The 25,572-nt window shown below is 55.6% G+C and carries 23 protein-coding genes; 18 read left to right on the forward strand and 5 right to left on the reverse strand.

Going from position 1 to position 25,572, the window contains the following annotated elements; translation table 11 throughout:
- Positions 1–506 precede the first annotated feature (506 nt).
- Positions 507–1,025: an outer membrane protein OmpX gene (gene ompX / locus D5067_RS15715; RefSeq protein ID WP_119934973.1), complete on the reverse strand. Its 519-nt coding sequence runs from the start codon at positions 1,023–1,025 to the stop codon at positions 507–509.
- A gap of 354 nt (positions 1,026–1,379) precedes the next feature.
- On the opposite strand from ompX, the gene rhtA reads away from it, so the two are divergent.
- The 6 genes from rhtA to ybiO all read left to right on the forward strand — a co-directional run bounded on the left by rhtA (position 1,380) and on the right by ybiO (position 8,009).
- On the forward strand, positions 1,380–2,267 hold the full coding sequence (gene rhtA / locus D5067_RS15720; protein WP_119934974.1) for a threonine/homoserine exporter RhtA: 888 nt from the start codon (positions 1,380–1,382) through the stop codon (positions 2,265–2,267).
- Positions 2,268–2,565: 298 nt separating this feature from the next.
- Complete coding sequence (gene dps / locus D5067_RS15725; RefSeq protein ID WP_119934975.1) at positions 2,566–3,069, forward strand: DNA starvation/stationary phase protection protein Dps; 504 nt, start codon at positions 2,566–2,568, stop codon at positions 3,067–3,069.
- A 361-nt stretch (positions 3,070–3,430) separates the two neighbouring features.
- A complete protein-coding gene (gene glnH / locus D5067_RS15730) occupies positions 3,431–4,174 on the forward strand; it encodes a glutamine ABC transporter substrate-binding protein GlnH (RefSeq protein WP_119934977.1) in 744 nt (247 codons plus the stop codon).
- 118 nt (positions 4,175–4,292) lie between these two features.
- Complete coding sequence (gene glnP, locus D5067_RS15735; protein WP_010428919.1) at positions 4,293–4,952, forward strand: glutamine ABC transporter permease GlnP; 660 nt, start codon at positions 4,293–4,295, stop codon at positions 4,950–4,952.
- Entirely contained in the window at positions 4,949–5,671 is a 723-nt protein-coding gene (glnQ, locus tag D5067_RS15740) for a glutamine ABC transporter ATP-binding protein GlnQ (protein ID WP_119934978.1), read from the forward strand. Before glnP ends, glnQ begins: the two co-directional genes overlap by 4 nt.
- A gap of 124 nt (positions 5,672–5,795) precedes the next feature.
- On the forward strand, positions 5,796–8,009 hold the full coding sequence (ybiO, locus tag D5067_RS15745) for a mechanosensitive channel protein (RefSeq protein ID WP_119934979.1): 2,214 nt from the start codon (positions 5,796–5,798) through the stop codon (positions 8,007–8,009).
- Between the two features lie 58 nt (positions 8,010–8,067).
- On the opposite strand, the gene rlmF is transcribed toward ybiO, so the two are convergent.
- The gene (gene rlmF, locus D5067_RS15750; RefSeq protein WP_167456765.1) at positions 8,068–8,979 is read right to left on the reverse strand and encodes a 23S rRNA (adenine(1618)-N(6))-methyltransferase RlmF; all 912 of its coding nucleotides are present in this window, start codon (positions 8,977–8,979) and stop codon (positions 8,068–8,070) included.
- Positions 8,980–9,222: 243 nt separating this feature from the next.
- On the opposite strand from rlmF, the gene mcbA reads away from it, so the two are divergent.
- The 3 genes from mcbA (at position 9,223) to ybiJ (ending at position 10,427) form a co-directional block, all read left to right on the forward strand.
- Positions 9,223–9,489 carry a DUF1471 family periplasmic protein McbA gene (mcbA, locus tag D5067_RS15755; protein ID WP_119934981.1) on the forward strand — a complete coding sequence of 89 codons (267 nt, stop codon included), beginning with the start codon at positions 9,223–9,225 and terminating at the stop codon, positions 9,487–9,489.
- 125 nt (positions 9,490–9,614) lie between these two features.
- A complete protein-coding gene (locus D5067_RS15760) occupies positions 9,615–9,881 on the forward strand; it encodes a DksA/TraR family C4-type zinc finger protein (protein WP_119934982.1) in 267 nt (88 codons plus the stop codon).
- A 285-nt stretch (positions 9,882–10,166) separates the two neighbouring features.
- Positions 10,167–10,427 carry a DUF1471 family protein YbiJ gene (ybiJ, locus tag D5067_RS15765; protein WP_119934983.1) on the forward strand — a complete coding sequence of 87 codons (261 nt, stop codon included), beginning with the start codon at positions 10,167–10,169 and terminating at the stop codon, positions 10,425–10,427.
- A 119-nt stretch (positions 10,428–10,546) separates the two neighbouring features.
- Here ybiJ and ybiB read toward each other — a convergent pair whose 3' ends face one another.
- The gene (ybiB, locus tag D5067_RS15770; RefSeq protein ID WP_119934984.1) at positions 10,547–11,509 is read right to left on the reverse strand and encodes a DNA-binding protein YbiB; all 963 of its coding nucleotides are present in this window, start codon (positions 11,507–11,509) and stop codon (positions 10,547–10,549) included.
- Between the two features lie 212 nt (positions 11,510–11,721).
- On the opposite strand from ybiB, the gene D5067_RS15775 reads away from it, so the two are divergent.
- The 5 genes from D5067_RS15775 to D5067_RS15795 all read left to right on the forward strand — a co-directional run bounded on the left by D5067_RS15775 (position 11,722) and on the right by D5067_RS15795 (position 17,103).
- On the forward strand, positions 11,722–12,258 hold the full coding sequence (locus D5067_RS15775; RefSeq protein WP_119934985.1) for a fimbrial protein: 537 nt from the start codon (positions 11,722–11,724) through the stop codon (positions 12,256–12,258).
- 69 nt (positions 12,259–12,327) lie between these two features.
- Positions 12,328–13,002: a fimbrial biogenesis chaperone gene (locus D5067_RS15780; protein ID WP_119934986.1), complete on the forward strand. Its 675-nt coding sequence runs from the start codon at positions 12,328–12,330 to the stop codon at positions 13,000–13,002.
- 26 nt (positions 13,003–13,028) lie between these two features.
- Positions 13,029–15,584: a fimbria/pilus outer membrane usher protein gene (locus D5067_RS15785; protein ID WP_160117932.1), complete on the forward strand. Its 2,556-nt coding sequence runs from the start codon at positions 13,029–13,031 to the stop codon at positions 15,582–15,584.
- Positions 15,585–15,605: 21 nt separating this feature from the next.
- Entirely contained in the window at positions 15,606–16,592 is a 987-nt protein-coding gene (locus D5067_RS15790; RefSeq protein WP_119934987.1) for a fimbrial protein, read from the forward strand.
- Between the two features lie 7 nt (positions 16,593–16,599).
- A complete protein-coding gene (locus D5067_RS15795) occupies positions 16,600–17,103 on the forward strand; it encodes a fimbrial protein (protein WP_119934988.1) in 504 nt (167 codons plus the stop codon).
- On the opposite strand, the gene dinG is transcribed toward D5067_RS15795, so the two are convergent.
- Entirely contained in the window at positions 17,090–19,267 is a 2,178-nt protein-coding gene (dinG, locus tag D5067_RS15800; RefSeq protein ID WP_119934989.1) for an ATP-dependent DNA helicase DinG, read from the reverse strand. The genes D5067_RS15795 and dinG overlap by 14 nt on opposite strands.
- A gap of 97 nt (positions 19,268–19,364) precedes the next feature.
- Entirely contained in the window at positions 19,365–20,765 is a 1,401-nt protein-coding gene (gene rhlE, locus D5067_RS15805) for an ATP-dependent RNA helicase RhlE (RefSeq protein ID WP_119934990.1), read from the reverse strand.
- 239 nt (positions 20,766–21,004) lie between these two features.
- Here rhlE and cecR point away from each other — a divergent pair, with 239 nt between their 5' ends.
- Genes cecR through D5067_RS15825 form a run of 4 tightly spaced genes read left to right on the forward strand, consistent with a single transcriptional unit; the run spans position 21,005 to position 25,529 of the window.
- Entirely contained in the window at positions 21,005–21,682 is a 678-nt protein-coding gene (cecR, locus tag D5067_RS15810; RefSeq protein ID WP_119934991.1) for a transcriptional regulator CecR, read from the forward strand.
- Positions 21,679–22,674 carry a secretion protein HlyD gene (gene hlyD, locus D5067_RS15815; RefSeq protein WP_119934992.1) on the forward strand — a complete coding sequence of 332 codons (996 nt, stop codon included), beginning with the start codon at positions 21,679–21,681 and terminating at the stop codon, positions 22,672–22,674. Before cecR ends, hlyD begins: the two co-directional genes overlap by 4 nt.
- Positions 22,667–24,406: an ATP-binding cassette domain-containing protein gene (locus D5067_RS15820; protein WP_119934993.1), complete on the forward strand. Its 1,740-nt coding sequence runs from the start codon at positions 22,667–22,669 to the stop codon at positions 24,404–24,406. Before hlyD ends, D5067_RS15820 begins: the two co-directional genes overlap by 8 nt.
- Entirely contained in the window at positions 24,396–25,529 is a 1,134-nt protein-coding gene (locus D5067_RS15825) for an ABC transporter permease (RefSeq protein ID WP_119934994.1), read from the forward strand. Before D5067_RS15820 ends, D5067_RS15825 begins: the two co-directional genes overlap by 11 nt.
- The last annotated feature ends 43 nt before the right edge of the window (positions 25,530–25,572 follow it).

A 25,572-nucleotide genomic window follows, 5' to 3' on the forward strand; every position in this document is an offset into this window, starting at 1 on the left:
TCATCCTGGCCCTCTCCCACAAAATAATGTCTGCACGGACGTCCCCCTCTCCCTTGAGGGAGAGGGCTGGGGTGAGGGGGAACATACGACTCCGGTGATCATTCCGTTCACTTTATGTTCCTAGCTACTCTGTCACGACATGACCGGTGAACGTGCCAGGGTGGCTCAATCGCCACCACCCTGGCGACCCGGGCTCCCGGCGGTAAATCGCCGCTTCGCGATACCTTCAGCTTATTCCTTCCGGCTTATTGGGTACGGGCGGAGGAAACGTCCCTGTAAAGCCCGCCCTCTCGGCGCATCCATGCGCCTCGCCCCGGCCTGCAGGAAACGCCTCAGCGATTTACAGCCGGACCAGAGTGTCGCTGTAATTAATTAATTTTCCTGATAAAACGTAAATCGCTTCCAGTTTAAAAAATTACTGGGGATTCATCAGCCCACGGGGAGAGGGTACAAAACAAAAAAAATCCGCCACATTGGGCGGATTTTTTACTGGCTCACCGAAGTGATTAGAAGCGGTAACCTACGCCCGCGATCCAGGTGCCAACGTCAACGTTGCGGATACGGCTCTGCTCATAGGAGAAGTCCAGAGCAACGTTTTCGATTGGGTTGAACTGCAGACCAGCGCCGTAGGAGAAGCCGTAGTCGCTGTTGCTTGCAGTACGGTTAGCAGATTCGTTTTCGGTCTGCTGGAATTTACCGTAGCCAACACCTACAACACCGTAGATGCTTGCCCAGTCGTTCAGACGGTAAGCTGGACCAGCGGTGATACCGTAGTACTGACCTTTGTTGTAAGCACCGTTTTCGAAATTATCTTTTTCGGTGTAGGTGAAAGAACCGATCACGCCCAGCGGGTTGTTATCCTGCTCGTAACGGTACTTCAGGTTGAAACCGTTAGCTTTGTTCATTACGCCCTGATAGTCGCTCTGTGCGTAACCACCGGTAACGGTAGAAGTCGCAGCTACAGCGGTACCTGCGGAAACAGCCAGAACAGCGGCCAGTGCTGAAAGACATGCAATTTTTTTCATAACCACCTCAAATGTGCTTCAAGTAAATCCGTAAGTTATAAATATATCAAAAAATCTTGTGAAACTCTTTGTCATTCGTAATGTCTAACGGAATCTTTCCTGTAACAGAACGTTTCCGCCGCACGCTATCTTATTCAAATAACTTAGAATTTCCACATTAAAACGCCAATTTTGCTCGCGATTGCCGTTTCATTCATCCAGATTATTCCTAATCTTTCAGGCGATAAAACCATCAACCTTTCCTCATTTTACGGATTTTCCCTGGTTTTTTTTCAACAGTAGCTCAACCGCGGCGGCATATTTCCATTACACTGCGGCTTTTACCCTATTTGACAAAAATTGACAGGAGAAAGGATGCCTGGGTTATCCCGCAAAACGTCGGTCTGGATGCCGGTTGCAGTAATACTGATCGCCATGTTGTCGATACAAAGTGGCGCATCGCTGGCAAAATCACTTTTTCCTGTAGTAGGTGCACCGGGCGTTACGGCGCTGCGTATCGCACTCGGTACTCTGATCCTCGTGGTCATCTTCAAGCCCTGGCGTCTGCGCTTCAAAAAAGAGCAACGGCTCCCGCTGCTCTTTTACGGGCTGGCGCTGGGCGGGATGAACTATATGTTCTATCTCTCCATTCAGACCATCCCGCTCGGGATCGCCGTTGCGCTCGAATTTACGGGGCCGCTGGCGGTTGCGCTTTTCTCTTCCCGTCGCCCGGTTGACTTCATCTGGGTAATATTAGCCGTTCTCGGGCTTTGGTTCCTGTTACCGCTGGGGCAGGACGTTGCGCAAATCGATCTGACGGGGGCGGCCCTGGCGCTGGGGGCGGGTGCCTGCTGGGCGGTTTATATACTTACCGGCCAACGCGCCGGCGAAGAGCATGGCCCGGCAACGGTGGCCCTGGGGTCGTTAATTGCCGCCATTATTTTTGTGCCGATTGGTATGGCCCAGGCCACCGACTCCATCTGGCAATGGTCAATCCTGCCCGTGGGCCTGGCGGTTGCGGTCCTCTCTACGGCACTCCCCTATTCACTGGAGATGATTGCCCTGACGCGCCTGCCCACGCGTATCTTCGGCACGTTGATGAGCATGGAACCCGCTCTGGCGGCTATCTCGGGGATGGTGTTCCTGGGCGAGACCCTGACATTTACCCAGACGCTGGCGCTCTGTTCAATCATTGCGGCGTCAATGGGCTCAACCCTGACAATGCGCCCTGAACCCAAAGTGCAGAAGGTCGATATCAGTTAATAGGTATATTCTGCATGGCGTTATCGTTGTGCAGAATATCACGCCAGTCAGCGTCATTAATAATTCCTTACCTTTATTGTCATATTGCCGAAATATGCCGCGGCCAGGCAGCGTCGGTTATACAATTAAGATTGATCTGCATCAATTTTACAAATATCTATACACTTCAATAAGTTATGATTTCAACAACCTTCGCACTATTAAACCGATAGGCAGAGCCAAACCGCAGGAAAAAAATCCGGTGCTATACTTAGTTTCGTAATTACCTGGGACACAAACATCAAGAGGATATGAGATTATGAGTACCGCTAAACTGGTGAAAACGAAAGCGTCTAATCTGCTTTATACCCGTAACGATGTATCGGATAGCGATAAGAAAGCGACTATTGAGCTGCTGAATCGCCAGGTGGTCCAGTTCATCGATCTGTCGCTGATCACCAAACAGGCCCACTGGAATATGCGCGGTGCAAACTTTATTGCCGTTCATGAGATGCTGGATGGCTTCCGCACGGCGCTGGTTACCCATCTTGATACCATGGCAGAACGTGCCGTTCAGCTGGGCGGTGTAGCGCTGGGCACCACGCAGGTGATCAACAGCAAAACGCCACTGAAAAGCTATCCGCTGGATATCCATACCGTTCAGGACCACCTGAAAGAGCTGGCTGACCGTTACGCGGTTGTCGCAAACGACGTGCGTAAAGCGATTGGTGAAGCCAAAGATGAAGACACCGCAGATATCTTCACCGCCGCCTCTCGCGACCTGGATCAATTCCTGTGGTTCATCGAATCTAACATCGAATAAACCTTACGGATTTTCCCTCCAACCCTCGCTTCTGGCGGGGGTTTTGCACGTTTATGGTGCACACTTTTTGCCGACACGCCTGCAAAAGTGAACGAAATGTAATAATCACCTCACACAACGGTTAATGGAAGATTGTTTTTTCGTCAGAATCTGCGCTAAATATCACCCTGTCAGCGGACCTAAACGATGCGCACCAAAACGGTGCTCCATTCTGGTGCAATAATTCAGGTTTGCCACGTTTATTGTGCAACTCATTACATCATCCCCTTTGCAAAACAATAGCTTGTAAAGTTGGCACGTTTTTTTCATTGTGCCACCTGTTCTCGCAGGGGATCGCCCCGTGGATATAAAAGGAAATGCTATGAAGTCTGTATTAAAAGTTTCACTGGCTGCACTTACCCTGGCTTTTGCGGTGTCCTCTCACGCCGCCGACAAACTGGTTGTGGCGACTGACACGGCGTTCGTTCCGTTTGAATTTAAACAGGGTGATAAGTACGTTGGTTTTGACGTGGATCTGTGGGCTGCGGTCGCAAAAGAACTCAAACTGGATTACACCCTGAAGCCAATGGACTTCAGCGGCATTATCCCTGCTCTGCAGACCAAAAACGTTGACCTGGCGCTCGCGGGTATCACCATTACCGAAGAACGTAAAAAAGCAATCGACTTCTCTGACGGCTACTACAAAAGCGGCCTGCTGGTGATGGTGAAAGCCGATAACAACGACGTAAAAAGCGTAAAAGATCTCGACGGTAAAGTGGTCGCGGTGAAAGGCGGTACGGGTTCCGTGGATTACGCGAAAGCCAATATCAAAACCAAAGACCTGCGTCAGTTCCCGAACATCGACAACGCGTATATGGAACTGGGCACCAACCGTGCCGACGCCGTTCTGCACGACACCCCTAACATCCTTTACTTCATCAAAACTGCAGGCAACGGCAAGTTCAAAGCGGTTGGCGACTCTCTGGAAGCCCAGCAGTACGGTATTGCGTTCCCGAAAGGCAGCGACGACCTGCGTAACAAAGTTAACGGCGCGCTGAAAACCCTGAAAGAGAACGGTACGTATAACGAAATCTATAAAAAATGGTTCGGTACCGAGCCTAAATAATTCAGCCTGATTAATCAGGTGCTGTAACGCCCGGTGGCGCTTGCGCTTACCGGGCCTACAATTTTAGTCATCCCTTTGGCTAATTTTTTATTTTCACCACGGTATACAGGAATACATCATGCAGTTTGACTGGAGCGCCATCTGGCCTGCCATTCCTCTCTTGCTTGAAGGCGCCAAAATGACCTTATGGATTTCGGTCCTGGGTCTGGTTGGCGGGTTGATTATCGGCCTTGTCGCCGGTTTTGCCCGCACCTACGGTGGCTGGATTGCAAACCACATCGCACTGGTTTTCATCGAAGTGATCCGCGGCACCCCGATTGTCGTGCAGGTCATGTTCATCTACTTTGCCCTGCCAATGGCCTTCAACGACCTGCGCATTGACCCGTTCAGCGCCGCCGTCGTGACCATTATGATCAACTCAGGCGCCTACATCGCTGAAATTACGCGCGGTGCGGTTCTGTCGATTCATAAAGGTTTCAGCGAAGCGGGCCTGGCGTTAGGGCTGTCGCGTCGCGAAACGATCCGCCACGTTATCCTGCCTCTGGCGCTGCGCCGCATGCTGCCACCGCTGGGTAACCAGTGGATCATCAGTATCAAAGATACGTCGCTGTTTATCGTTATCGGCGTGGCTGAACTGACCCGTCAGGGCCAGGAGATCATCGCTGGCAACTTCCGCGCGCTGGAAATCTGGAGTGCGGTCGCCGTTGTCTACCTGATCATCACGCTGGTTCTGAGCTTTGTTCTGCGTCGTCTTGAAAGAAGGATGAAAATCCTGTGATTGAATTTAAAAACGTTTCCAAGCACTTCGGACCAACCCAGGTGCTGCACAATATCGATTTAAACATAAAGCAGGGTGAAGTGGTGGTGATTATCGGGCCTTCCGGTTCCGGTAAGTCAACCCTGCTGCGCTGCATTAACAAGCTGGAAGAGATAACCAGCGGCGATCTGATTGTTGATGGCCTGAAGGTGAATGACGCGAAGGTGGACGAGCGTCTGATCCGTCAGGAAGCCGGCATGGTGTTCCAGCAGTTTTACCTGTTCCCGCACCTGACGGCGCTGGAGAACGTGATGTTTGGCCCGCTGCGCGTGCGCGGTGCCAACAAGGCGGCGGCCGAAGCGCTGGCGAAAGATCTGCTGGCGAAGGTTGGCCTCGCGGAGCGTGCGCACCACTACCCTTCCGAACTGTCCGGCGGACAACAGCAGCGCGTGGCGATTGCCCGTGCGCTGGCGGTTAAGCCGAAGATGATGCTGTTTGACGAGCCAACGTCGGCACTCGACCCAGAGCTGCGTCATGAGGTGCTGAAGGTTATGCAGGATCTGGCCGAAGAAGGGATGACGATGGTGATCGTGACCCACGAAATCGGCTTTGCTGAGAAAGTGGCTTCCCGTCTGATCTTTATCGACAAAGGCCGTATCGCCGAAGACGGTAATCCGCAGGCGCTGATCGCCAATCCGCCGAGCCAGCGTCTGCAGGAGTTCCTGCAGCACGTCTCCTGATAAAACGCGTAATACGAAGCCGGGCATTCCCGGCTTTTTTACGCCAGATTGTTCCCAAAAATCCCCCTTCGCTCCCCGCCCTCTATACTTATCATTTTGTTAGACATTTTAACCGGAGGACGCCGTGCCGTGGATCCTGTTGCTGTTACTGAGCCTGTTTAGTGCGCCATCGCTCGCCGTTGCGATCCCCGGCGTCACGACCGGAACCACCGCTACGCAAGAAAATACGCCGCCCCCGGAACCCGACGTCGAACAGAAAAAAGCCGCCTACAGCGCCCTTGCCGATGTGCTTGAGAACGATACGTCCCGGCAGGAGCTGATTGGTCAACTGCGTAAAGTCGCCGCAACGCCGCCGCAGGAGCCTGTGCCCACCATTACTCCCCCGGAAGTCGAAGAACAAAAAACGGTGCTGGAAAATGTCACCGACATAGGCCGCCATTATGGAGACGAACTCTCCTCCCGCTTTGCCCAGCTGTACCGCAATCTGATAGGTTCGCCGCACAAGCCGTTTAACCCCCAAACCTTCTCCACGGCCGCCACGCAGTTTTTGATGCTGGCGGGCGCGGTCTTTATTTTTTACTGGCTGTTGCGGCTCTGTGCGTGGCCGCTGTACCGCAAAATGGGGCAATGGGGGCGCAAAAAAAATCAGCAAAAAAGCAGCTGGCTGCATCTACCCGCGACGATCGCCGGAGCCTTTATTATCGATTTGCTGCTGCTGGCGCTGACGCTGGCGGTAGGACAGGTGCTGGCCGATCGTCTCAACGACGGCAACAGAACCATCGCTTTCCAGCAGGCGCTGTTTCTGAACGCCTTTGCCCTGATCGAGTTCTTTAAGGCGCTGCTGCGGCTCATCTTTTGCCCGCGCGTGCCGGAGCTGCGCCCTTTCAACATCAAAGATGACAGTGCAAAATACTGGGCCGTACGGTTAAGCGTGCTTAGCGGCCTCATTGGCTACGGCCTGCTGGTTGCGGTGCCGATTATATCTAACCAGGTGAACGTGCAGTTTGGCGCGCTGGCAAACGTGCTGATCATGCTCTGCATTACCGTCTGGGCGCTGTATCTGATTTTCCACAATAAAAAGGCGATCACCGAGAGCCTGCTCCATCTGGCCGACCGCTCCCTCTCCTTCTTCAGCCTGTTTATCCGCGCCTTCGCACTGGTGTGGCACTGGCTGGCAAGCGCTTACTTCATCGTGCTGTGCTTCTTCTCGCTGTTCGATCCGGGCAACAGCCTGAAGTTTATGATGGGGGCGACGTTCAAAAGCCTGGCGATTATTGGCATTGCGGCGTTTGTCTCCGGCCTGCTCTCCCGCTGGATCTCAAAAACAGTCACGCTGTCACCGCAGGTACAGCGGAACTACCCGGAACTGCAAAAACGGGTCAACGGCTGGATGTCGGTCTCGCTGAAAGTGGCGCGTATCCTGACGGTCTGCGTGGCGATTATGCTGCTGCTGAACGCCTGGGGACTGTTTGACTTCTGGAACTGGCTGCACAACGGCGCGGGGGAGAAGACCGTTGATATCCTGATCCGCATTGCGCTGATCCTGTTCTTCTCTGCCGTCGGCTGGACGCTGCTGGCGAGCCTTATCGAAAACCGCCTGGTCTCCGACATTCACGGCAGGCCGCTGCCGAGCGCCCGCGCGCGCACGCTGTTAACCCTTTTCCGCAACGCGCTGGCGGTGATTATCAGTACTATCACCATCATGATTGTGCTTTCGGAAATCGGCGTGAATATCGCCCCGCTGCTGGCGGGTGCGGGTGCGCTGGGGCTGGCCATTTCCTTCGGCTCGCAAACGCTGGTGAAGGATATTATCACCGGCATCTTTATTCAGTTTGAGAACGGCATGAATACGGGCGACCTGGTGACCATCGGCCCGCTGACGGGTACGGTTGAGCGGATGTCCATTCGCTCGGTCGGCGTGCGTCAGGATACCGGGGCATACCACATCATTCCGTGGTCATCGATTACCACCTTCGCCAACTTTGTGCGCGGGATTGGCTCCGTGGTGGCGAATTACGATGTCGATCGCCATGAGGATGCCGATAAAGCGAAGCAGGCGTTGAGGGATGCGGTAGAAGAGTTAATGCAGATGGACGACATACGCGGGCTGGTCATCGGTGAACCGTCGTTTGCCGGAATTGTCGGGTTAACCAATACCGCCTTTACCCTGCGCGTGTCGTTCACCACCCAGCCGCTGAAGCAGTGGACGGTGCGCTTTGCGCTCGACAGCATGGTGAAAAAACACTTTGATCTGGCAGAGGTAAGGATGCCGGTGCAGACGTATCAGGTGCTGCCTTCGCCGAGCGCACAGCTTCCCCCGCAGGAGCCAACCTTATAGCGCAGATGCCGGGTAGCGGCTTCGCCTTACCCGGCCTACGTCAGAGACGGGTAATGGCCTACTTGCGGCGTTTATTGTTTTCCATAAACGACCAGGCAATAAAGCGGCTCTGCTTCTGCCCCTGCGCCATCTCTTTTTTCACCACTTTCACCGCGCCAGCTTCAGTTAACGCGCGATACAGCGGCGGCAGGTTGTCCCCGCGCGAGACCAGCGTAGTGAACCATTTCACCTGACGGCCAAACGTCTTGCTTTCCTCAATCATCCGCAGGATAAACGCCACTTCACCCCCCTCGCACCAGAGCTCGTGCTGCTGGCCGCCGAAGTTCAACGCGGCATCCTCAGCCTGACCCAGGTTTCTACGCTTGCGCTCGCTGCCCTCGCGGGCCGCCGCGGCTGAATCATGGAACGGCGGGTTGCACATGGTGGCATCGTATTGTTCGTTCTTGTGGATAATGCCGTTGAAGATTGAGCCCGCATCTTTTTGGCGACGTAAACGGATCGATCGGGTTAGGCCTGGGTTTCCATTGATAATCGCCTGCGCGCTGGCGAAGGCCTCTGCGCCAATTTCGCTGCCGGTAAAACGCCACTGGTATTCATGGGCGCCAATCAGCGGGTAAATCAGGTTTGCCCCGGTGCCGATGTCCAGAATGGTCGCCTGCTGTGGAACTACGCCCTCATTCCCTTCAGCAAGAAGGTCGGCAAGATGATGGACGTAGTCCGCGCGGCCGGGGACCGGCGGGCAGAGAAAGCCTTCAGGAATGTCCCAGTGCGTCACGCCATAAAAATGCGCCAGCAGCGCTTTGTTCAGCGTTTTAACCGCCAGAGGATCGGCAAAGTTAACCGAAGGCTCGCCTGCAGGGGTCTGGACAATAAAATCCTGCAGCTGAGGGCAGCTCAGGCACAGCGCTTTCATGTCATAGCGGCTACGGTGGCGGTTACGCGGGTGCAATCCCGGCTTTTGGGCAGTCATGGCATTCTCCTTTAAACAGCGGCGTAAGATACCCTTTGCTGACCCATGGGTAAATATCTCTCTGCGTCTGGGGGAAAACCGAAAAAAATCATAGACCTGTATGTCTATGATCTGTCAATGGTTTGTCAACATTTATCGTTCAAAAAATAAGCAGATCATCATCAAATTTTTGCGCTAAATCACACTCGCCGGGCTTCTAAACTTAGAAAGAATCACCAGTTGTTTCTCCCTGAGGATGTGATTATGAAAAAATACCTGACCCTTGTTGTACTCGCTGGCGCGCTGGCTACGGCGTCGTTTTCTGCCTGGTCAGTTCAGTCGTTGAACGAAAGCACTGACACCAGCCAGCTCCGCCCGGCCGGTACCGTCTCCGTAAGCCGTGCCACCAACCTCGACGATCTCCAGGATAAGCTGGCAGAAAAAGCCCGCCAGGAAGGTGCAAAAGGCTTCGTGGTGAACTCCGCTGGCGGGGATAACCACATGTATGGCACAGCAACCATCTACAAGTAGTCTCTTATCCTGCCTCAAGACTGCATCTGTCCACCAGATGCAGTTTCTCACTTGCATACCTTGACCGTACGTTTTTTAACCCCATATTAAGAATATGCGTTTTGAATACCACACAGGAGGACGCAATGGCTTCCGGTTGGGCAAATGACGATGCCGTCAACGAACAGATCAACAGTACAATTGAAGATGCCGTCGCCCGCGTTCGCGGTGAATTACCGCACGGCGAAAGTTTGCATGAATGCGAAGAGTGCGGCGATCCCATCCCCGAGGCTCGACGTAAAGCCGTTCCGGGCGTGCGGCTATGCATCACCTGCCAGCAGAATAAAGATTCACAAAATTCTTCCTATGCAGGATATAATCGCAGGGGATCGAAAGACAGCCAGCTACGTTGACTCTCATTTACGTAATTTCACCGCGTAAGGGGTTTCCTTTACGCTCACGAATTTCAGGACTACACGTAGCAAATTGTGCGCTTCGCTAGCGCTCTGTAAAGCGCAGCGACAAGAACTGTAAATCACCCTTCTGAATTTATTAATATTCAATAACTTATTTGTCATTCAATTTTTTTGAGCAATGCTGTCAATTCTCTTCGATTTTATCTCTCGTAAAAAAACGTGATACTTATCACATCGACGGAACATCGTCCCCTTAACAGAATAACCTGCGAGAGATTAACCATGAAAACCATTAAATATGCTGTTGCTGCTGTTGCCCTGTCCGCTCTGTCTTTTGGCGCATTTGCTGCAGAAGCGGTATCGACCGCTCAGGCACAGAGCATGAATAAAATCGGCGTGGTGAGTGCAGAAGGCGCAACCACGCTGGACGGTCTGGAAGCCAAACTGGCTGAGAAAGCGGCTGCTGCCGGTGCAAGCGGGTATACCATCACCTCTGCAAACACCAATAACAAACTGAGCGGTACTGCGGTTATCTACAAATAATCGGCTGAATGAATGTTCTACCCTCGCCAAACCCTCTGGTGAGATGCTCCAACCCTCATTGACCCTGTTGTTGTTACCCTTTGTTTGCCCGTCCGCCACTGGACGGGCTTTTTTTTTGCCTAAAACGACTCCGCCACGCGCGCAAGCCCGGCTTCCACCGTTTCCACTTCACCGGTTGCCAGTAAACAGCAGGCCATCTGTAGCTTGATGGATCGCGGGACGGGCACATTCCCGGACAGGCATTGTTCGATCCAGCGCGCGGTGGTTTGCGGATCTTTCGCGTCTGGCAGGATCACATCGCTATTTTCCTCCCCACGCTCAAGCACTACGCGCGTACCAGCGGCGTCAATCAGCGTCAGCTGCGGGCAGCGCTGCGGATTGGCATACACCTCCCCTTCGGTCCCGTGCATCAACAGCGCTCGGCCGCCAATTTCCTCAAAGAATTTGCCGACGCGCGTGACGTACTCCGGGTGCGACACGCTGGACAGGCGCAGCGCCGCATCTTCAGCAAACGGCGTCGCCAGCTTTGCCAGCGTGTGAGCGCTGTTACGCACCCCCATCCGCCAGCGCATATCCAGCTGCTTTTCCAGCGGTGGGCACAGTGCGCCAACCGGAATATAGACCGGCTGATGCCCGTCGAGCTTAGCCTGCGCCTGCCCGGCATGCAGGGTCGGCTCAATGCCCAACAGTTCAAAAATGGTTTCTGTCAGAACGCGTGTCGGATCTTCGCTGACGCCGTGTACAACAACCGGAAACCCGATTTTATGCAGCAAAATAGCCAGCAGCGGCGTCAGGTTCGCCTGTTTACGCGCGCCGTTATAGCTGGGGATAACAATCGGCATCGGTTTCGCTACCGGCAGGGTCAGGCGCAGCGTTTGTTTCTGCATCGCCTCATAAAAACCGCGCATCTCAGCTTCGCCTTCCCCTTTGATGCGAAGCGCAATCAGAATACCGCCTGTTTCGAGGTCCGGGACCTCGCCGTTCAACATATGCGTGTACAGCGCACGGGCCGTTTCCCGATCCAGGTCGCGGGCGTGGTTTTTTCCGCGCCCTACCTCTTTGATAATTTTGCGATAATCCACAATTTTCTCCTGACAGCATCATCTTGTTAACAATATAGCCCTTAAGAAGGTCTGGCCGTTAGTTTTTTATCTACTTATTCAACCCGCTGTTTTTATGAAAAAAAGATAATCTCAAGCGCTATTTCAATTATTAGTAATTTCTACGGAAGAATCTTAGTAATACATTTTTTGGTTAAATCACCGCCGGAAAATCATTAAGGTCAGGATTTGTTATGAACAAGATCGCATCAGGTTTATTCATCGCTGCAATGGTCGGATGTTCAGCATCCACATTTGCGGCAACAAACGGCGAAGGCCAAATAAACTTCACCGGTGAAATTATCGATTCCGCTTGCCAGGTCGTTAATGGGTTAAGTAATCCATTACATGTTCAGCTAGGCAAAGTGTCTAAAACCGTATTTACCGGTGCAGGTTCCACCAGCACATTAACGAAGTTTGATATTCAGCTTAAAGATTGCCCGGAAACGGTGACCTCTGCAGCCATTAACTTCGGCGGAACGCCAGACGCCAACAATAACTCCACGCTGGCATTAACGCCCGACGCGGATGCGGCAACGGGTGTGGCTATTCAACTGGTTGACGCAGCGGAACAGCCTGTGAGTTTATACACGCCGACTCAACAATACCCGTTAGCCTCCGGTACGGCGGTTAACGACCTGGAGTTTGGCGCGCGTTATATTCAAACCGATGCCGCGGTTACCGCAGGCCCGGCAAACTCTGTATCGACCTTCACCGTTATCTATAACTGATATTATCAATCCCGAGATATTAACGTTTTTTTAAGCGTTAATATCTCATCCTTTTTTTGAGAAATACCTATGCGCCACGGCTATTTACTGAGCACACTTATACTGGTTGCCGCGACTGCACATGCAGGCGTCATTATTAATGGCACACGTCTGGTATACCACGGTGATAAAAAGGAATCCTCTCTTGGTCTTTCAAACCCGGATGCGACGGATTATCTGGTACAGTCCTGGGTCGATTCTGGCGGTAAAAATACGGCCAAAGCCCCCTTTCTCATCACGCCACCGCTTTTTCGCCTCGATGCGAAAGAGGATAACGTGCTGCGCGTCGTGCGCACCGGCGGCAATTTACCCGAAGACCGCGAATCCCTGTACTGGCTGAACATCAAAGCGATTCCATCCTCAAAGCACGTTGAGGGGGTAAACACCCTGCAAATTGCGATTAATACCCGCATTAAACTGCTGTATCGCCCGCCAGCGGTAATAGGCAAACCTGAAGACGTGGCCGACAAGCTTGAATGGCATCGCGAAGGCAACGATCTGGTCGTGAATAATCCGACGCGTTTCTATATGAATTTCCAGAAGGTGACGCTTAGCGGCCATAAAGTGGATAAAGCCACCTGGGCTGCGCCAAAAACGGAAACTCACTTCGTATTACCTGGCAACGTCAGCGGGACGAATATCGCGTATTCCATTATTACGGATTACGGCAGCATCAGCCAGACCTGGTCAACTTCCGTTCATTAAAAACGTCCTCAGGTAAATAAATAATCATGTACAGCCATAAAAAGCCGTTCACGTGCCGAATGCCATCATTACTGCTCGTTCTTTGCGGTCTGGCAATGATGATATTGGCACAGCAGGCGATGGCGGATGATTATTTCAACCCGGCGCTGTTGGATATTGATAATCCTCAGCAGGGGAAGACCGATCTATCGGTTTACGAAAAAGGCCCAGGACAAGCCCCGGGAAAATATCAGGTCGCTATTTTTATCAATAATAATAAAATTGATACCCGAGACGTGACGTTCAAATTAAAAAAAGATGCTCAGGACAATAATTCGCTTCAGCCCTGCTTTAGTTTGAATGAGTTAAAAAGCCTCGGCATTAAAATCCAAAAATATCCGCAGCTGATGGCGAAAGGCCAGTGTGCAGATTTATACGCTATCCCTGCGGCATCCGCTACGTTTCACGTACGTAACCAGCAGCTGCTGCTCAGTATTCCACAAACCGCTCTGGGCCAGGTCCCGCGCGGCTACATCGACCCTAAAGAGCTCGACGAAGGCATCAACGCAGGGCTGCTGAACTACAGCGCCACCGCCAGCCAGAGCCATGCGCGTCAGCAGGGCGAACAGGATAACAGCAGCCAGTACGTCAACCTGCGCCCTGGCCTTAACGTCGGTGCATGGCGCGTGCGCAACTACTCCACGTGGAACCGCAGCACTCAGGGCAAGGAAGAGCAGCAAAAGTTTTCCTCCGTCTATACCTACGTGCAGCGCGATATTGTGGCGATGAAAAGCGACCTGACGGTGGGGCAAAGCTCCTCGCCTTCCGATGTATTCGACAGCGTACCCTATACCGGCGTACAGCTTAATTCTGACAGCGACATGCTGCCGGATAGCGAAAAAGGCTATGCGCCCATTATCCGCGGCACCGCGCACAGCAACGCGCTGGTGATGGTGCGCCAGAACGGCTACGTCATTTATCAGAACACCGTTGCCCCTGGCGCGTTTGAAATTAACGACCTCTACCCTACCGGCAGCAGCGGCGACCTGCAGGTCACCGTGAAAGAGACCGACGGCAGCGAAAGTCATTTCGTGGTGCCGTACGCCTCCGTGCCCGTACTGCAGCGTGAAAAAAACCTGCGCTACAGCGTGACCGCCGGTCACTATCGTTCCTATGACAAAGACGTAGAAAAGACGCCGTTTTCCCAGGGCAGCGCGATCTATGGCCTGCCCTATGGCTTCACCGCCTACGGTGGCGTGCAGCAGAGCAGCCACTATCAGTCTCAGGCGCTCGGCGCCGGGAAAAACATGGGCGATTTAGGCGCGTTTTCCATCGACGTGACGCGTGCCAAAGCGCTGCTTAAAAAACAGCAGGCCAGCAAGGGCCAGTCCTGGCGCGTGCGCTACAGCAAAGATTTTGCCGGTTCTGGCACTAACTTTTCGCTGGCAGGCTATCGCTACAACAGCAAAGGGTTTTACACCCTGGAAGACACGCTGCAGTCATATACCCGCTCTGATGACTGGTCTGCCCCGCAGCAGCGCCGCGCCCGCACCGAAGCCACCGTCGACCAGACGCTGCCCGAAGGCTGGGGGTCCGTCACCCTAAGCCTGGTTAAGGAAACGTACTGGAGCCAGAACCAGGACATGACCTCCATGAGCGTCAGCTACAACAACAGCTGGCACGGGGTGAGCTACAGCCTGAGCTACAGCCTGAGCTACAGCATGAACAAAAACACCAGCGACAGCGATGAAAACGGCGACGAAGTGACGAACGACAACCAGTTCTCGCTGAACGTCTCCGTTCCGCTGGACCGCTGGATGCATAACACCTGGGCAACCTACAGCCTGAACAACACCAAAGACGGCACCACGCAGAATATCGGTCTGAACGGCACGGCTCTCAAGGAAGACAACCTGAACTGGAATATTCAGGAAGGTTTGAGCAGTACCGGCAGCGGTAACTCGACCAGCATGAACGCCGATTACAAAGCGACCTATGGCGAAGTGAGCGCAGGCGTCAGTCAGGATAAGTATCAGCAGACTGTTAACGTTGGTTTGCAGGGCGGCGTGGTTGTCCACGCGAACGGGATCACCCTGAGCCAGCCGCTCGGTGAGACCATCGCGCTGGTGAAAGCACCCGGCGCGCACGGAACGCATATTGCTAACCAGACGGGCGTGGAGACCGATTTCCGCGGCTATACCGTCGTGCCGTTCGTGACCGCATATCGCAATAACACCATTGCGCTGGATACCGAAACGCTGCCGGAGGATGCCGACGTGACGCACGCGGCGCAGGTGGTGACCCCAACGCGCGGCGCCGTGGTGCGCGCGAGCTTTACTACCCGCGTGGGCAGTCGCGTTTTGATGACGCTCACCCATAACGGCAAACCGCTGCCCTTCGGCGCAACGGTAACCACGGAGGATAAGGACAGCGAGTTTATTGTCGGTAACGACGGGCAGACCTACCTCTCGGGTCTCCCACAGCAAGGGCATCTCGCCGTCTCCTGGGGAGAGGATGTGAGCGAGCACTGCGTCGCTGAGTATGCGCTCACGGATGAGAACGAGAAAACCAGCATTATCAACGCTGCGGCGCAGTGTCATTGATGCATCCTTCAGGCAACTATTATGCAAATGATTAAACAGTGCTTCTTCTTACTGGTTCTGGGAACCGCAGCGTTATTTATGCCGCATGCGAAAGCGACATGCACCACGCCGGATCTGCCCAAAATGATCAATGTGGCATCCATCTCCGTTCCGACGACGCTGGCGGTTGGCGAGACCATTCCCGGCACCGAACAAATCACCCATGTCGCCGGGAGTTGCGATCGGGCGGTAGAAAGCGGCCTGGAAATTGTCTCCTGCTATTACGGCACGGGCGCGGAAATCCCGGGCCTGAAAGGCGTCTACGATTCTGGCGTACCCGGTATTGGCGTGGCATTGATGAACGATCGGGGCGAACGCATCAGCGGAGCCGGAGGGGTTGACTGTATCTCTACGGGAACGCCGGTCGGTTATGTCTCCAGTGACGGCAATCTCTCTTTTAACTTTGACGTTACGCTTGAGCTGGTCAAAACCAGCAATACGGTGACGTCAGGCACGCTGAATCAAAGTCAGACCCGTTTTGGGATCGGTGTTTATCAACACGATGGCATCGGCGATCCGAACTCAATCGCCTACGCAGGGAATATCAATGTCCAGCAGGTGACCTGCTCCGTCTCGCCAAAAAGCCTGACCGTGGTGCTGGGCGATTTTCCCTTGAGCCAGTTTTTCTCAACCGGCCTGCTCACCGACGAAAAGGATTTTAACGTTAGCCTGAACTGTAATACGACGGTTCAGCCGGAGCTGAAGATCGGCAGCGCGAACGGCTACGTTCCGGGCTTCGGAGGGGTGATTAAGCTCACGCCCGAGAGCGGTGTGGCAACAGGGGTAGGCGTATTTATGGTCACCGATGGCAAGGTTCCCGCCTTCGATGAGTACTTCACCACCTCAAGCCCCGCGAACGCAAATGAAACCTTAAACATCCCCTTCAAGGTACGCTACGAGCAGATAAGCGATACCGTCACGCCCGGGCCGGCCAACACCGTCGCGACCATTACCGTTGCGTATAAGTAGGTTCACAATGAAAAGTTATTTGATTTTCCTGACCCTTGGCCTGTTGGCTAACGCTTATGCGGAGGATATTCAGATAGAGATGACCGGCAACATTTACGCCAATACCTGCACGGTCGATAGCGCCAGCCAGAACCTGACGGTCAATCTGGGTCAGGCCGTCGCGGGTAATTTTAAGGACGTGGGGGATACCGGGGAGTGGAAAGCGTTTGATCTAACGCTCTCAAAATGTCCCTCAACCACCACGCTTGCGACCGCGACATTTATCGGCCAGGCCGACGGCGCGCACCCGAACAAATTCGCTAACACCGGTACGGCCGGTGGGCTGGCGCTGGAGCTGGCCGATCGTCCGGATAAGATGCTCATCGCCCCGCAGGCAAGCTTCAGCGTTCTGGTGAATCAGGACGCTCGTACCGCCGACTTCCCGCTTTCTGCCCGCTATTACGCTACCGCCCTGCCCGTTACCGCCGGCACGTTCAGCAGCGTTGTTCAGGTCACGTTTATTTACCAGTAGGACCGCGCCTCTTAGCACGGATGCTTTTTGCACGCCCGGCAGCGGGTTTCGCCGGGCGTTTTTTTACTTCCGGCACCTCTGGCTGTTCAATCGGGAAAACGGGCAGCGCGTTCAGCAGGCGCTGGCCGTAGTTTTTTGTCAGCAGACGCTTGTCGTAAATAACAATCTCTCCCCAGCAGCCGTGGCTACGAATCAGACGCCCGACCTGCTGAATCAGGTTAAACGACGCCGCGGGTAAACTCTGCACCTCAAACGGATAGCGATTGAGGCTTTTCAGCCACTCCCCTTCGGTGATCACCACCGGGCTGTCGATGGGCGGGAAGGCGATTTTATGAATGTGCACCTGCGTCAGGTAGTCGCCCTTCAGATCCAGACCTTCCGCAAACGACTGCAGCCCCACCAGCACGCTGCGCTCGCCGTTATCAATGCGTTTGCGGTGCGTTTCCACCAGCCGATAGCGCGGCTGATCGCCCTGTACCAGCAGGAGTAAGCGCAGGTCGGTCACGTATTCAAGAAAACGCTGCATTGCGCGCCCGCTGGCAAACAGCACCAGCATGCCGGGGTACTTTTTGCTCTCAACCTGCTCGCGGAAGTACGCTGCCATTTCGGCAATATGATGCTCTTCGTTTTCCATGAGCGGCTCATACTTCATGCGCGGGATCACCAGCTTGCCCTGCTCGCAGTGGTTAAACGGCGAATCGAGCGCCACAAAGCGGTCGCCCGCTTTCTCCTTCAGGCCGCTCATCTCCTGCAGGCGCGAGAAGCTATTCAGGGAACGCAGCGTGGCCGACGTCACCACCACGTGCGGCACGCTGCGCCAGATAAGCTTTTCCAGCTGATCGGCCACGCGGATGCCGACGCAGTGGAAAAAGAGGTGTACTTGTCCGTCCCGCTCTTCGCGGGTGGCCCACTTGGTGACCGGCGCGCCGGACGCCTGCGCCAGCGAGGCCAGCCGCCAGAGCTTACTCTGCGATTCAAACATGCCCAGCGCGCGGTTCATCTGCAGCAGCACCCGGTGGACGCGGACTACGTCATGCGTACCGGTTTTTTCGCTGAGATCGTTCAAGAACATCTCCGCCAGCCCGCGGAGCTTTTCCAGATGCTTCGCCAGCTGTTTGCAGATTTCCATGATCTCGTCCGGCAGTTCTCCCATCGCAAAGCGGTGTTCGGCGTCCTGCGCTTGTGGAAGATAGAGATTCAAAATGTTGTTGAGCGATGCGATCAGCCCGTAGACCTCTTCGCAGTGCTCGCTCAGCCGCTCCGGAACCGCCAGCGGCGGCGTGGTTTTCGGGCGGAACTGCTCCATGCAGGTGGCAATCAGCTTGCAGAACAGGTCAAGCTGCAGGCGAAACCAGGGTGCGGTGATCTCCGCGCTCATCTCCAGCGCATCGCGCGCCACGTCGGGCAGATGATGGCCTTCATCGAGGACCAGGAGCAGATTTTTCGGCTCGGGCAGTACCGCTTCGCTCTCCAGCGCGGCCATCACCAGCGCGTGGTTAGCCACAACCACTTCCGCTTCCTGAATTTCGCGGCGCGCGACGAAGAACGGGCATTCGCGGTAGTAGTGGCAGTTGCGGTTCAGACAGCTGGCTTTATCGGTGCTGAGCCTGCGCCACAGATCGTCGCTGATGGCTTTATCGGTATGATCGCGCAGGCCATCCCATTTATAACCGTCGAGATCGACTTTAAGCTTAGCGCAGAGCTCCTGCTCGGCTTTGTTGTTCGGCGTCAGATCGTCATCAAGAAAAGCGAGCAGATCCTGCTGCGTCGCGTCGCTGCTGGCCAGACCCGCCAGGTTGCGCGGGCAAACGTAACGACCGCGCCCAAACGCCGCCGTAAAGCGCAGCTCAGGGATGATTTTGCGCAGCAAGGGTAAGTCTTTGCTGAAGATTTGATCCTGCAAGGCCACGTTGGCAGTGCTGACCACCAGCGTTTTTTGCTCTTCACGGGCAATCGCGATGCCCGGGATAAGATAAGACAGGGTTTTACCGACGCCGGTCGGCGCTTCAATTGCCAGATGTCGCCCGTCGTCCCCGGCGAGCGTTTTTGCCACGTCAGCAATCATCTGCCGCTGCGGCGCTCGGGGGATAAAGTCGGGGATCTGCTGTTGTAGCGCCTTATACCATGCGCCAATTTGCGCTTTGAGCGCAGCGGTTAAAGCCATCGGAAAACCTGAAATACTGTATAAACAGCCACTATTGTGGCACTTTCTATTCGTTGCCGCAAAAAGAAAAGCCCGGCTTTACGGCCGGGCTTCCAGATTACTGTGAATTAGCAGGTTTGCGCGGACGGCGTCGGCGCTGTCCTTCCCCTGCCGGGCGCGCGTCACCGCTGCGCCATGGGTTTTCACCCGCCGGTTTGGCATCATTGCCGCGACGCGCAGGCCCGGCTGATGATTTTGGCGCGCCCCCTTCAGAACGACGCGGCTGCTGGCCGCGTCCGCCGCCACCCTGACCACGGCCACCGCCCTGACCGCGACCGCCGCCCTGGCGACCGTTTTGAATCGGTTCGGCTTTGATAGACTGGTCTACCTCATACCCTTCCAGAGCAATGCGCGGGATCTCTTTCTTCAACAGGCGTTCGATATCGTGCAGCAGCTTGTGCTCATCGACGCACACCAGAGACAGCGCTTCACCGGTCGCCGCCGCGCGGCCGGTACGACCAATGCGGTGAACGTAATCTTCCGGCACGTTTGGCAGCTCGTAGTTCACCACGTGCGGCAGCTCTTCAATGTCCAGCCCACGCGCCGCGATGTCGGTTGCGACCAGCACGCGAATGTCACCCGATTTAAAATCAGCCAGCGCGCGAGTACGAGCACCCTGGCTCTTATTACCGTGGATAGCCGCGCTGCGGATACCATCCTTGTTCAGCTGTTCAGCCAGGTGGTTAGCGCCGTGCTTGGTACGGGTAAAGACCAGCACCTGCTGCCAGTTACCTTCGCCAATCATCTGAGACAGCAGCTCCCGTTTGCGCTTTTTGTCCACGAAGTGAACGTGCTGGGTCACCTGCTCGGAAGCGGTATTGCGGCGCGCAACCTCAATTTCCAGCGGGTTACGCAGCAGTTTTTCAGCCAGGCCTTTGATCTCATCAGAGAAGGTGGCGGAGAACAGCAGGTTCTGACGTTTGGCAGGCAGCTTTGTCAGCACGCGGCGGATATCATGGATAAAGCCCATGTCCAGCATACGGTCGGCTTCATCCAGCACCAGAATTTCAACCTGATCCAGCTTCACCGCGTTCTGATGTTCGAGATCCAGTAAACGACCCGGCGTCGCCACCAACACGTCGACGCCGCTGCGCAGCTTCATCATCTGCGGGTTGATGCTGACGCCGCCGAAGACCACCAGCGAACGAATGTTGAGATAGCGGCTGTACTCACGCACGTTCTCACCAATCTGCGCTGCCAGTTCGCGGGTTGGCGTGAGGATCAGTGCACGCACCGGACGACGGCCCTTCGCATGCGGCTGGTTTTTTTCCAGCAGCTCTAACAGCGGCAGCGTAAAGCCTGCAGTTTTACCGGTACCGGTCTGGGCGCTGGCCATCAGGTCGCGGCCTTCCAGAACGGCAGGTATCGCCTGCTTCTGGATCGGGGTTGGCTCAACGTAGCCCTGTTCTGCGATAGCGCGCAGAATTTCTGGGTTCAGGCCAAGGGAATCAAAAGACATAAAAACTCCGAACCGCCCCGACCATCACAGGTGTAGTTTTCAGGGAGATATAACGAATAGGGGGAGGACAAAAACCACGATGTCGCGAAGCAGCGGAGTGTAGCAGATTTTGTGACGCGGCGCATAAAATATCCCTCAGCGAACTCTCGATGAACGATTTCCCGCCAAAGGGCCAACTGGACAAAATGGCGAACCGGACATAGTCTTAATCAATCGATTGATTAATTCCTGGTGCGGCTATGAATACCACCCCGACCACATCCAAAGGTGAACAGGCTAAAAGCCAGCTAATTGCCGCCGCGCTGGCGCAGTTCGGCGAGTATGGGATGCATGCCACCACGCGCGACATCGCGGCGCAGGCCGGGCAAAACATAGCGGCCATTACCTACTATTTTGGCTCAAAAGAGGATTTGTACCTCGCCTGCGCGCAGTGGATCGCTGACTTCATCGGCAACCAGTTTCGCCCGCAGGTTGAGGAAGCTACCGCCCTGCTCAACCAGCCGACGCCCGACCGCGCCGCTATCCGCCAGCTTATCCTCAACGCCTGCCATAATATGATCCGCATGCTGACGCACGACGATACGCTGAACCTGAGCAAGTTTATCTCACGCGAACAGCTTTCGCCTTCTGCGGCCTATCGGCTGGTTCACGATCGGGTGATTGCCCCCATGCACACCCACCTGACGCGGCTTATCGCAGCCTATACCGGACGCGATGCCAGCGATACCGAGACGATTTTGCATACCCATGCCCTGCTGGGTGAAGTACTCGCCTTCCGCCTGGGACGAGAAACCATCCTGTTACGCGCGGGCTGGACACAATTTGATGAGGATAAAGCCGCGCAGATTAGCCAGGTCATCACCTGTCATCTCGACCTGATCCTGCAAGGCTTAACGCAAAGGAGCCTGAAGTCATGAAAAAACCTGTCGCCATCGTTCTGGTGGTTGTTGTTTTGCTTGCTGCGGGGATCGGCGGCTGGGTGTGGTATCAGAGCCAGCAGGATAAAGGCCTGACCCTGTACGGCAACGTTGATATTCGCACTGTGAATATGAGCTTCCGAGTGGGCGGTCGCCTGGCGTCGCTGACCGTTGACGAAGGCGATGCCATCAAAACCGGACAGACGCTGGGTATGCTGGACAAAGCCCCCTACGAGAATGCGCTGCTGCAGGCAAAAGCCGGCGTTTCCGTAGCCCAGGCGCAGTACGATCTGATGCTGGCAGGCTATCGCGATGAAGAGATCGCCCAGGCCGCCGCCGCCGTCAAGCAGGCGAAAGCCGCCTACGACTATGCGCAGAACTTCTATAACCGGCAGCAGGGGCTGTGGAAAAGCCGCACCATTTCTGCCAACGACCTCGAAAACGCGCGTTCGTCCCGCGACCAGGCGCAGGCAACGCTGAAATCCGCGCAGGATAAGCTGAGCCAGTACCGCACAGGTAACCGCTCGCAGGATATTGCCCAGGCAAAAGCCAGCCTTGAACAGGCCCAGGCGCAGCTGGCGCAGGCTGAACTGGATCTGCACGACACCACCCTCATCGCCCCGTCTGACGGCACGCTGTTAACCCGCGCCGTCGAGCCGGGCAGCATGCTCAGCGCGGGCAGTACCGTCTTAACGCTTTCGCTGACCCGCCCGGTGTGGGTGCGTGCCTATATAGATGAGCCGAATCTGGGCCAGATGAAGCCGGGCCGCGAGCTGCTGCTTTACACCGATGGCCGTCCGGATAAGCCCTATCACGGCAAAGTCGGCTTTGTCTCCCCTACCGCCGAATTCACGCCAAAAACCGTTGAAACGCCGGACCTGCGTACCGACCTGGTATACCGCCTGCGCATCATCGTGACCGATGCGGACGACGCGCTGCGTCAGGGCATGCCCGTCACCGTAACAGTGAACGACGGGGAACGACATGAATGACGCGGTTATCCAGCTCAACAATCTGGTCAAACGCTTCGCGGGGATGGATAAACCGGCGGTCGCGCCGCTGAACTGTACCATCCAGAAAGGCTATGTGACCGGGCTGGTCGGCCCGGACGGTGCCGGCAAAACCACGCTGATGCGCATGCTGGCGGGGCTGCTGAAGCCCGACGAAGGCTCGGCCAGCGTGCTCGGGCTCGACCCGATTGAAAACGACGGCCCCCTTCACGCAATAATGGGCTATATGCCGCAGAAGTTCGGCCTGTATGAAGACCTGACGGTGATGGAAAACCTGAATTTGTACGCCGACCTGCGCAGCGTCACCGGCGAAACCCGTCAGAAAACCTTCGCCCGCCTGCTGGAGTTTACCTCCCTTGGCCCGTTCACCGACCGGCTGGCGGGCAAGCTCTCCGGCGGCATGAAGCAGAAGCTGGGGCTCGCCTGTACGCTGGTCGGCGAGCCGAAAGTCCTGCTGCTGGACGAGCCGGGCGTGGGCGTTGATCCCATTTCGCGCCGTGAATTGTGGCAGATGGTGCACGAGCTGGCGGGCGACGGGATGCTGATCCTCTGGAGCACCTCCTACCTCGACGAAGCGGAGCAGTGCCGGGACGTGCTGCTGATGAACGAAGGCGAGCTGCTCTATCAGGGCGAGCCGACGACGCTGACGCAAAGCATGGCCGGGCGCAGCTTCCTGCTGCACAGCCCGCAGGAGTCCAACCGCAGGCTGCTTCAGCGCGTGCTCAGGCTGCCGCAGGTCAGCGACGGGATGATCCAGGGCCGCTCGGTGCGCATTATTCTGAAAAAAGAGGCCACCGCCGACGACATTCGCCAGGCGCAAGGGATGCCAGAGATAGAGATAGAAGAGACCGCACCGCGCTTCGAGGACGCGTTTATCGACCTGCTGGGCGGCGCGGGAACGTCAGAGTCGCCGCTTGCCGCCATTCTGCATACGGTGGAAGGCACGCCGGGCGAAACGGTGATTGAGGCCAAATCCCTGACCAAGAAATTTGGCGATTTCGCCGCGACCGATAACGTCAACTTTGCGGTGAAGCGCGGCGAGATTTTTGGCCTGCTCGGGCCGAACGGAGCGGGGAAATCCACCACCTTCAAAATGATGTGCGGCCTGCTGGTCCCCACATCCGGCAAGGCGCTGGTGCTGGGTATGGACCTGAAGGTCAGCTCCGGCAAAGCGCGCCAGCGTCTCGGCTATATGGCGCAGAAGTTTTCGCTGTACGGCAACCTGACGGTGGATCAGAACCTGCGCTTTTTCTCGGGCGTCTACGGCCTGCGCGGCCGGGCGCAGAACGAAAAAATCAGCCGGATGAGCGACGCGTTCGGGTTAACCCACATTGCCTCCCACGCGACGGACGACCTGCCGCTCGGCTTTAAGCAGCGGCTGGCGCTGGCCTGCTCGCTGATGCATGAGCCGGATATTCTGTTTCTTGATGAACCGACGTCAGGCGTTGATCCCATTACCCGCCGCGAGTTCTGGCTACACATCAACAGCATGGTAGAAAAAGGGGTGACCGTCATGGTCACTACCCACTTTATGGACGAGGCGGAATATTGCGACCGCATCGGGCTGGTGTACCGCGGCAAGCTGATTGCCCACGGTACGCCGGACGACCTGAAAGAGCAGGCCGCTGACGATGAGGTCCCGGACCCGACCATGGAGCAGGCGTTTATCACCCTCATCCACGACTGGGATAAGGAGAATGCACATGCGCAGTAATGCCCTTTCCTGTCGCCGGGTGCGCGCCCTGTGCGTCAAAGAGACGCGGCAGATCGTGCGCGACCCCAGCAGCTGGCTGATTGCCGTGGTGATCCCCCTGCTGCTGCTGTTTATTTTTGGCTACGGCATTAACCTGGATTCCAGCAAGCTCAGGGTGGGGATTTTACTGGAACAGCAGAGCGAAGAGGCGCTGGACTTTACCCACGCCATGACCGGCTCGCCCTATATTGACGCCACCATCAGCGACAGCCGACAGGAGCTGATCCAGAAAATGCAGGCCGGGAAAATTCGCGGCCTGATCGTCATTCCGGTGGATTTCGCCGCCAATATGGCGCGTGCAAACGGCGATGCGCCGATTCAGGTCATCACCGACGGCAGCGAGCCGAACACCGCTAACTTCGTGCAGGGCTACGCCGAGGGGATCTGGCAGCTCTGGCAAATGCAGCGCGCGGAAGACCGGGGCGAGACGTTCGAACCGCTGATCGACGTGCAGACGCGCTACTGGTTTAACCCGGCCGCCATCAGCCAGCACTTTATCATTCCGGGCGCGGTGACGATTATCATGACGGTTATCGGCGCAATTCTGACGTCGCTGGTCATCGCCCGCGAGTGGGAGCGCGGCACCATGGAGGCGCTGCTGTCCACCGAAGTGACGCGCGTCGAACTGTTGCTCTGCAAAATCATTCCCTACTATTTCCTCGGCATGCTGGCGATGCTGCTCTGTATGCTTGTCTCCGTCTTTATCCTCGGCGTGCCCTATCGCGGCTCGCTGATCGTGCTGTTCTTTATTACCAGCCTGTTCCTGCTGAGCACGCTGGGAATGGGGCTGCTGATCTCCACCATCACCCGTAACCAGTTCAACGCCGCGCAGGTGGCGCTGAACGCCGCGTTCCTGCCGTCGATCATGCTCTCCGGCTTTATCTTCCAGATAGACAGCATGCCCGCCGTCATCCGTGCCGTGACCTACATTATCCCGGCGCGTTACTTCGTGAGCACCCTGCAAAGCCTGTTCCTGGCGGGGAATATACCGGTGGTGCTGATTATCAACACTCTGTTTTTGATGGCGTCGGCGGTGATGTTTATCGGGTTGACGTGGATGAAAACGAAAAGAAGATTAGATTAGCCAACGGATTTTGTAGGTCGGGTAAGCAAAAGCGCCACCCGAC

It is taken from the genome of Enterobacter huaxiensis, from assembly GCF_003594935.2.
Taxonomy (GTDB): Bacteria; Pseudomonadota; Gammaproteobacteria; order Enterobacterales; family Enterobacteriaceae; genus Enterobacter; species Enterobacter huaxiensis.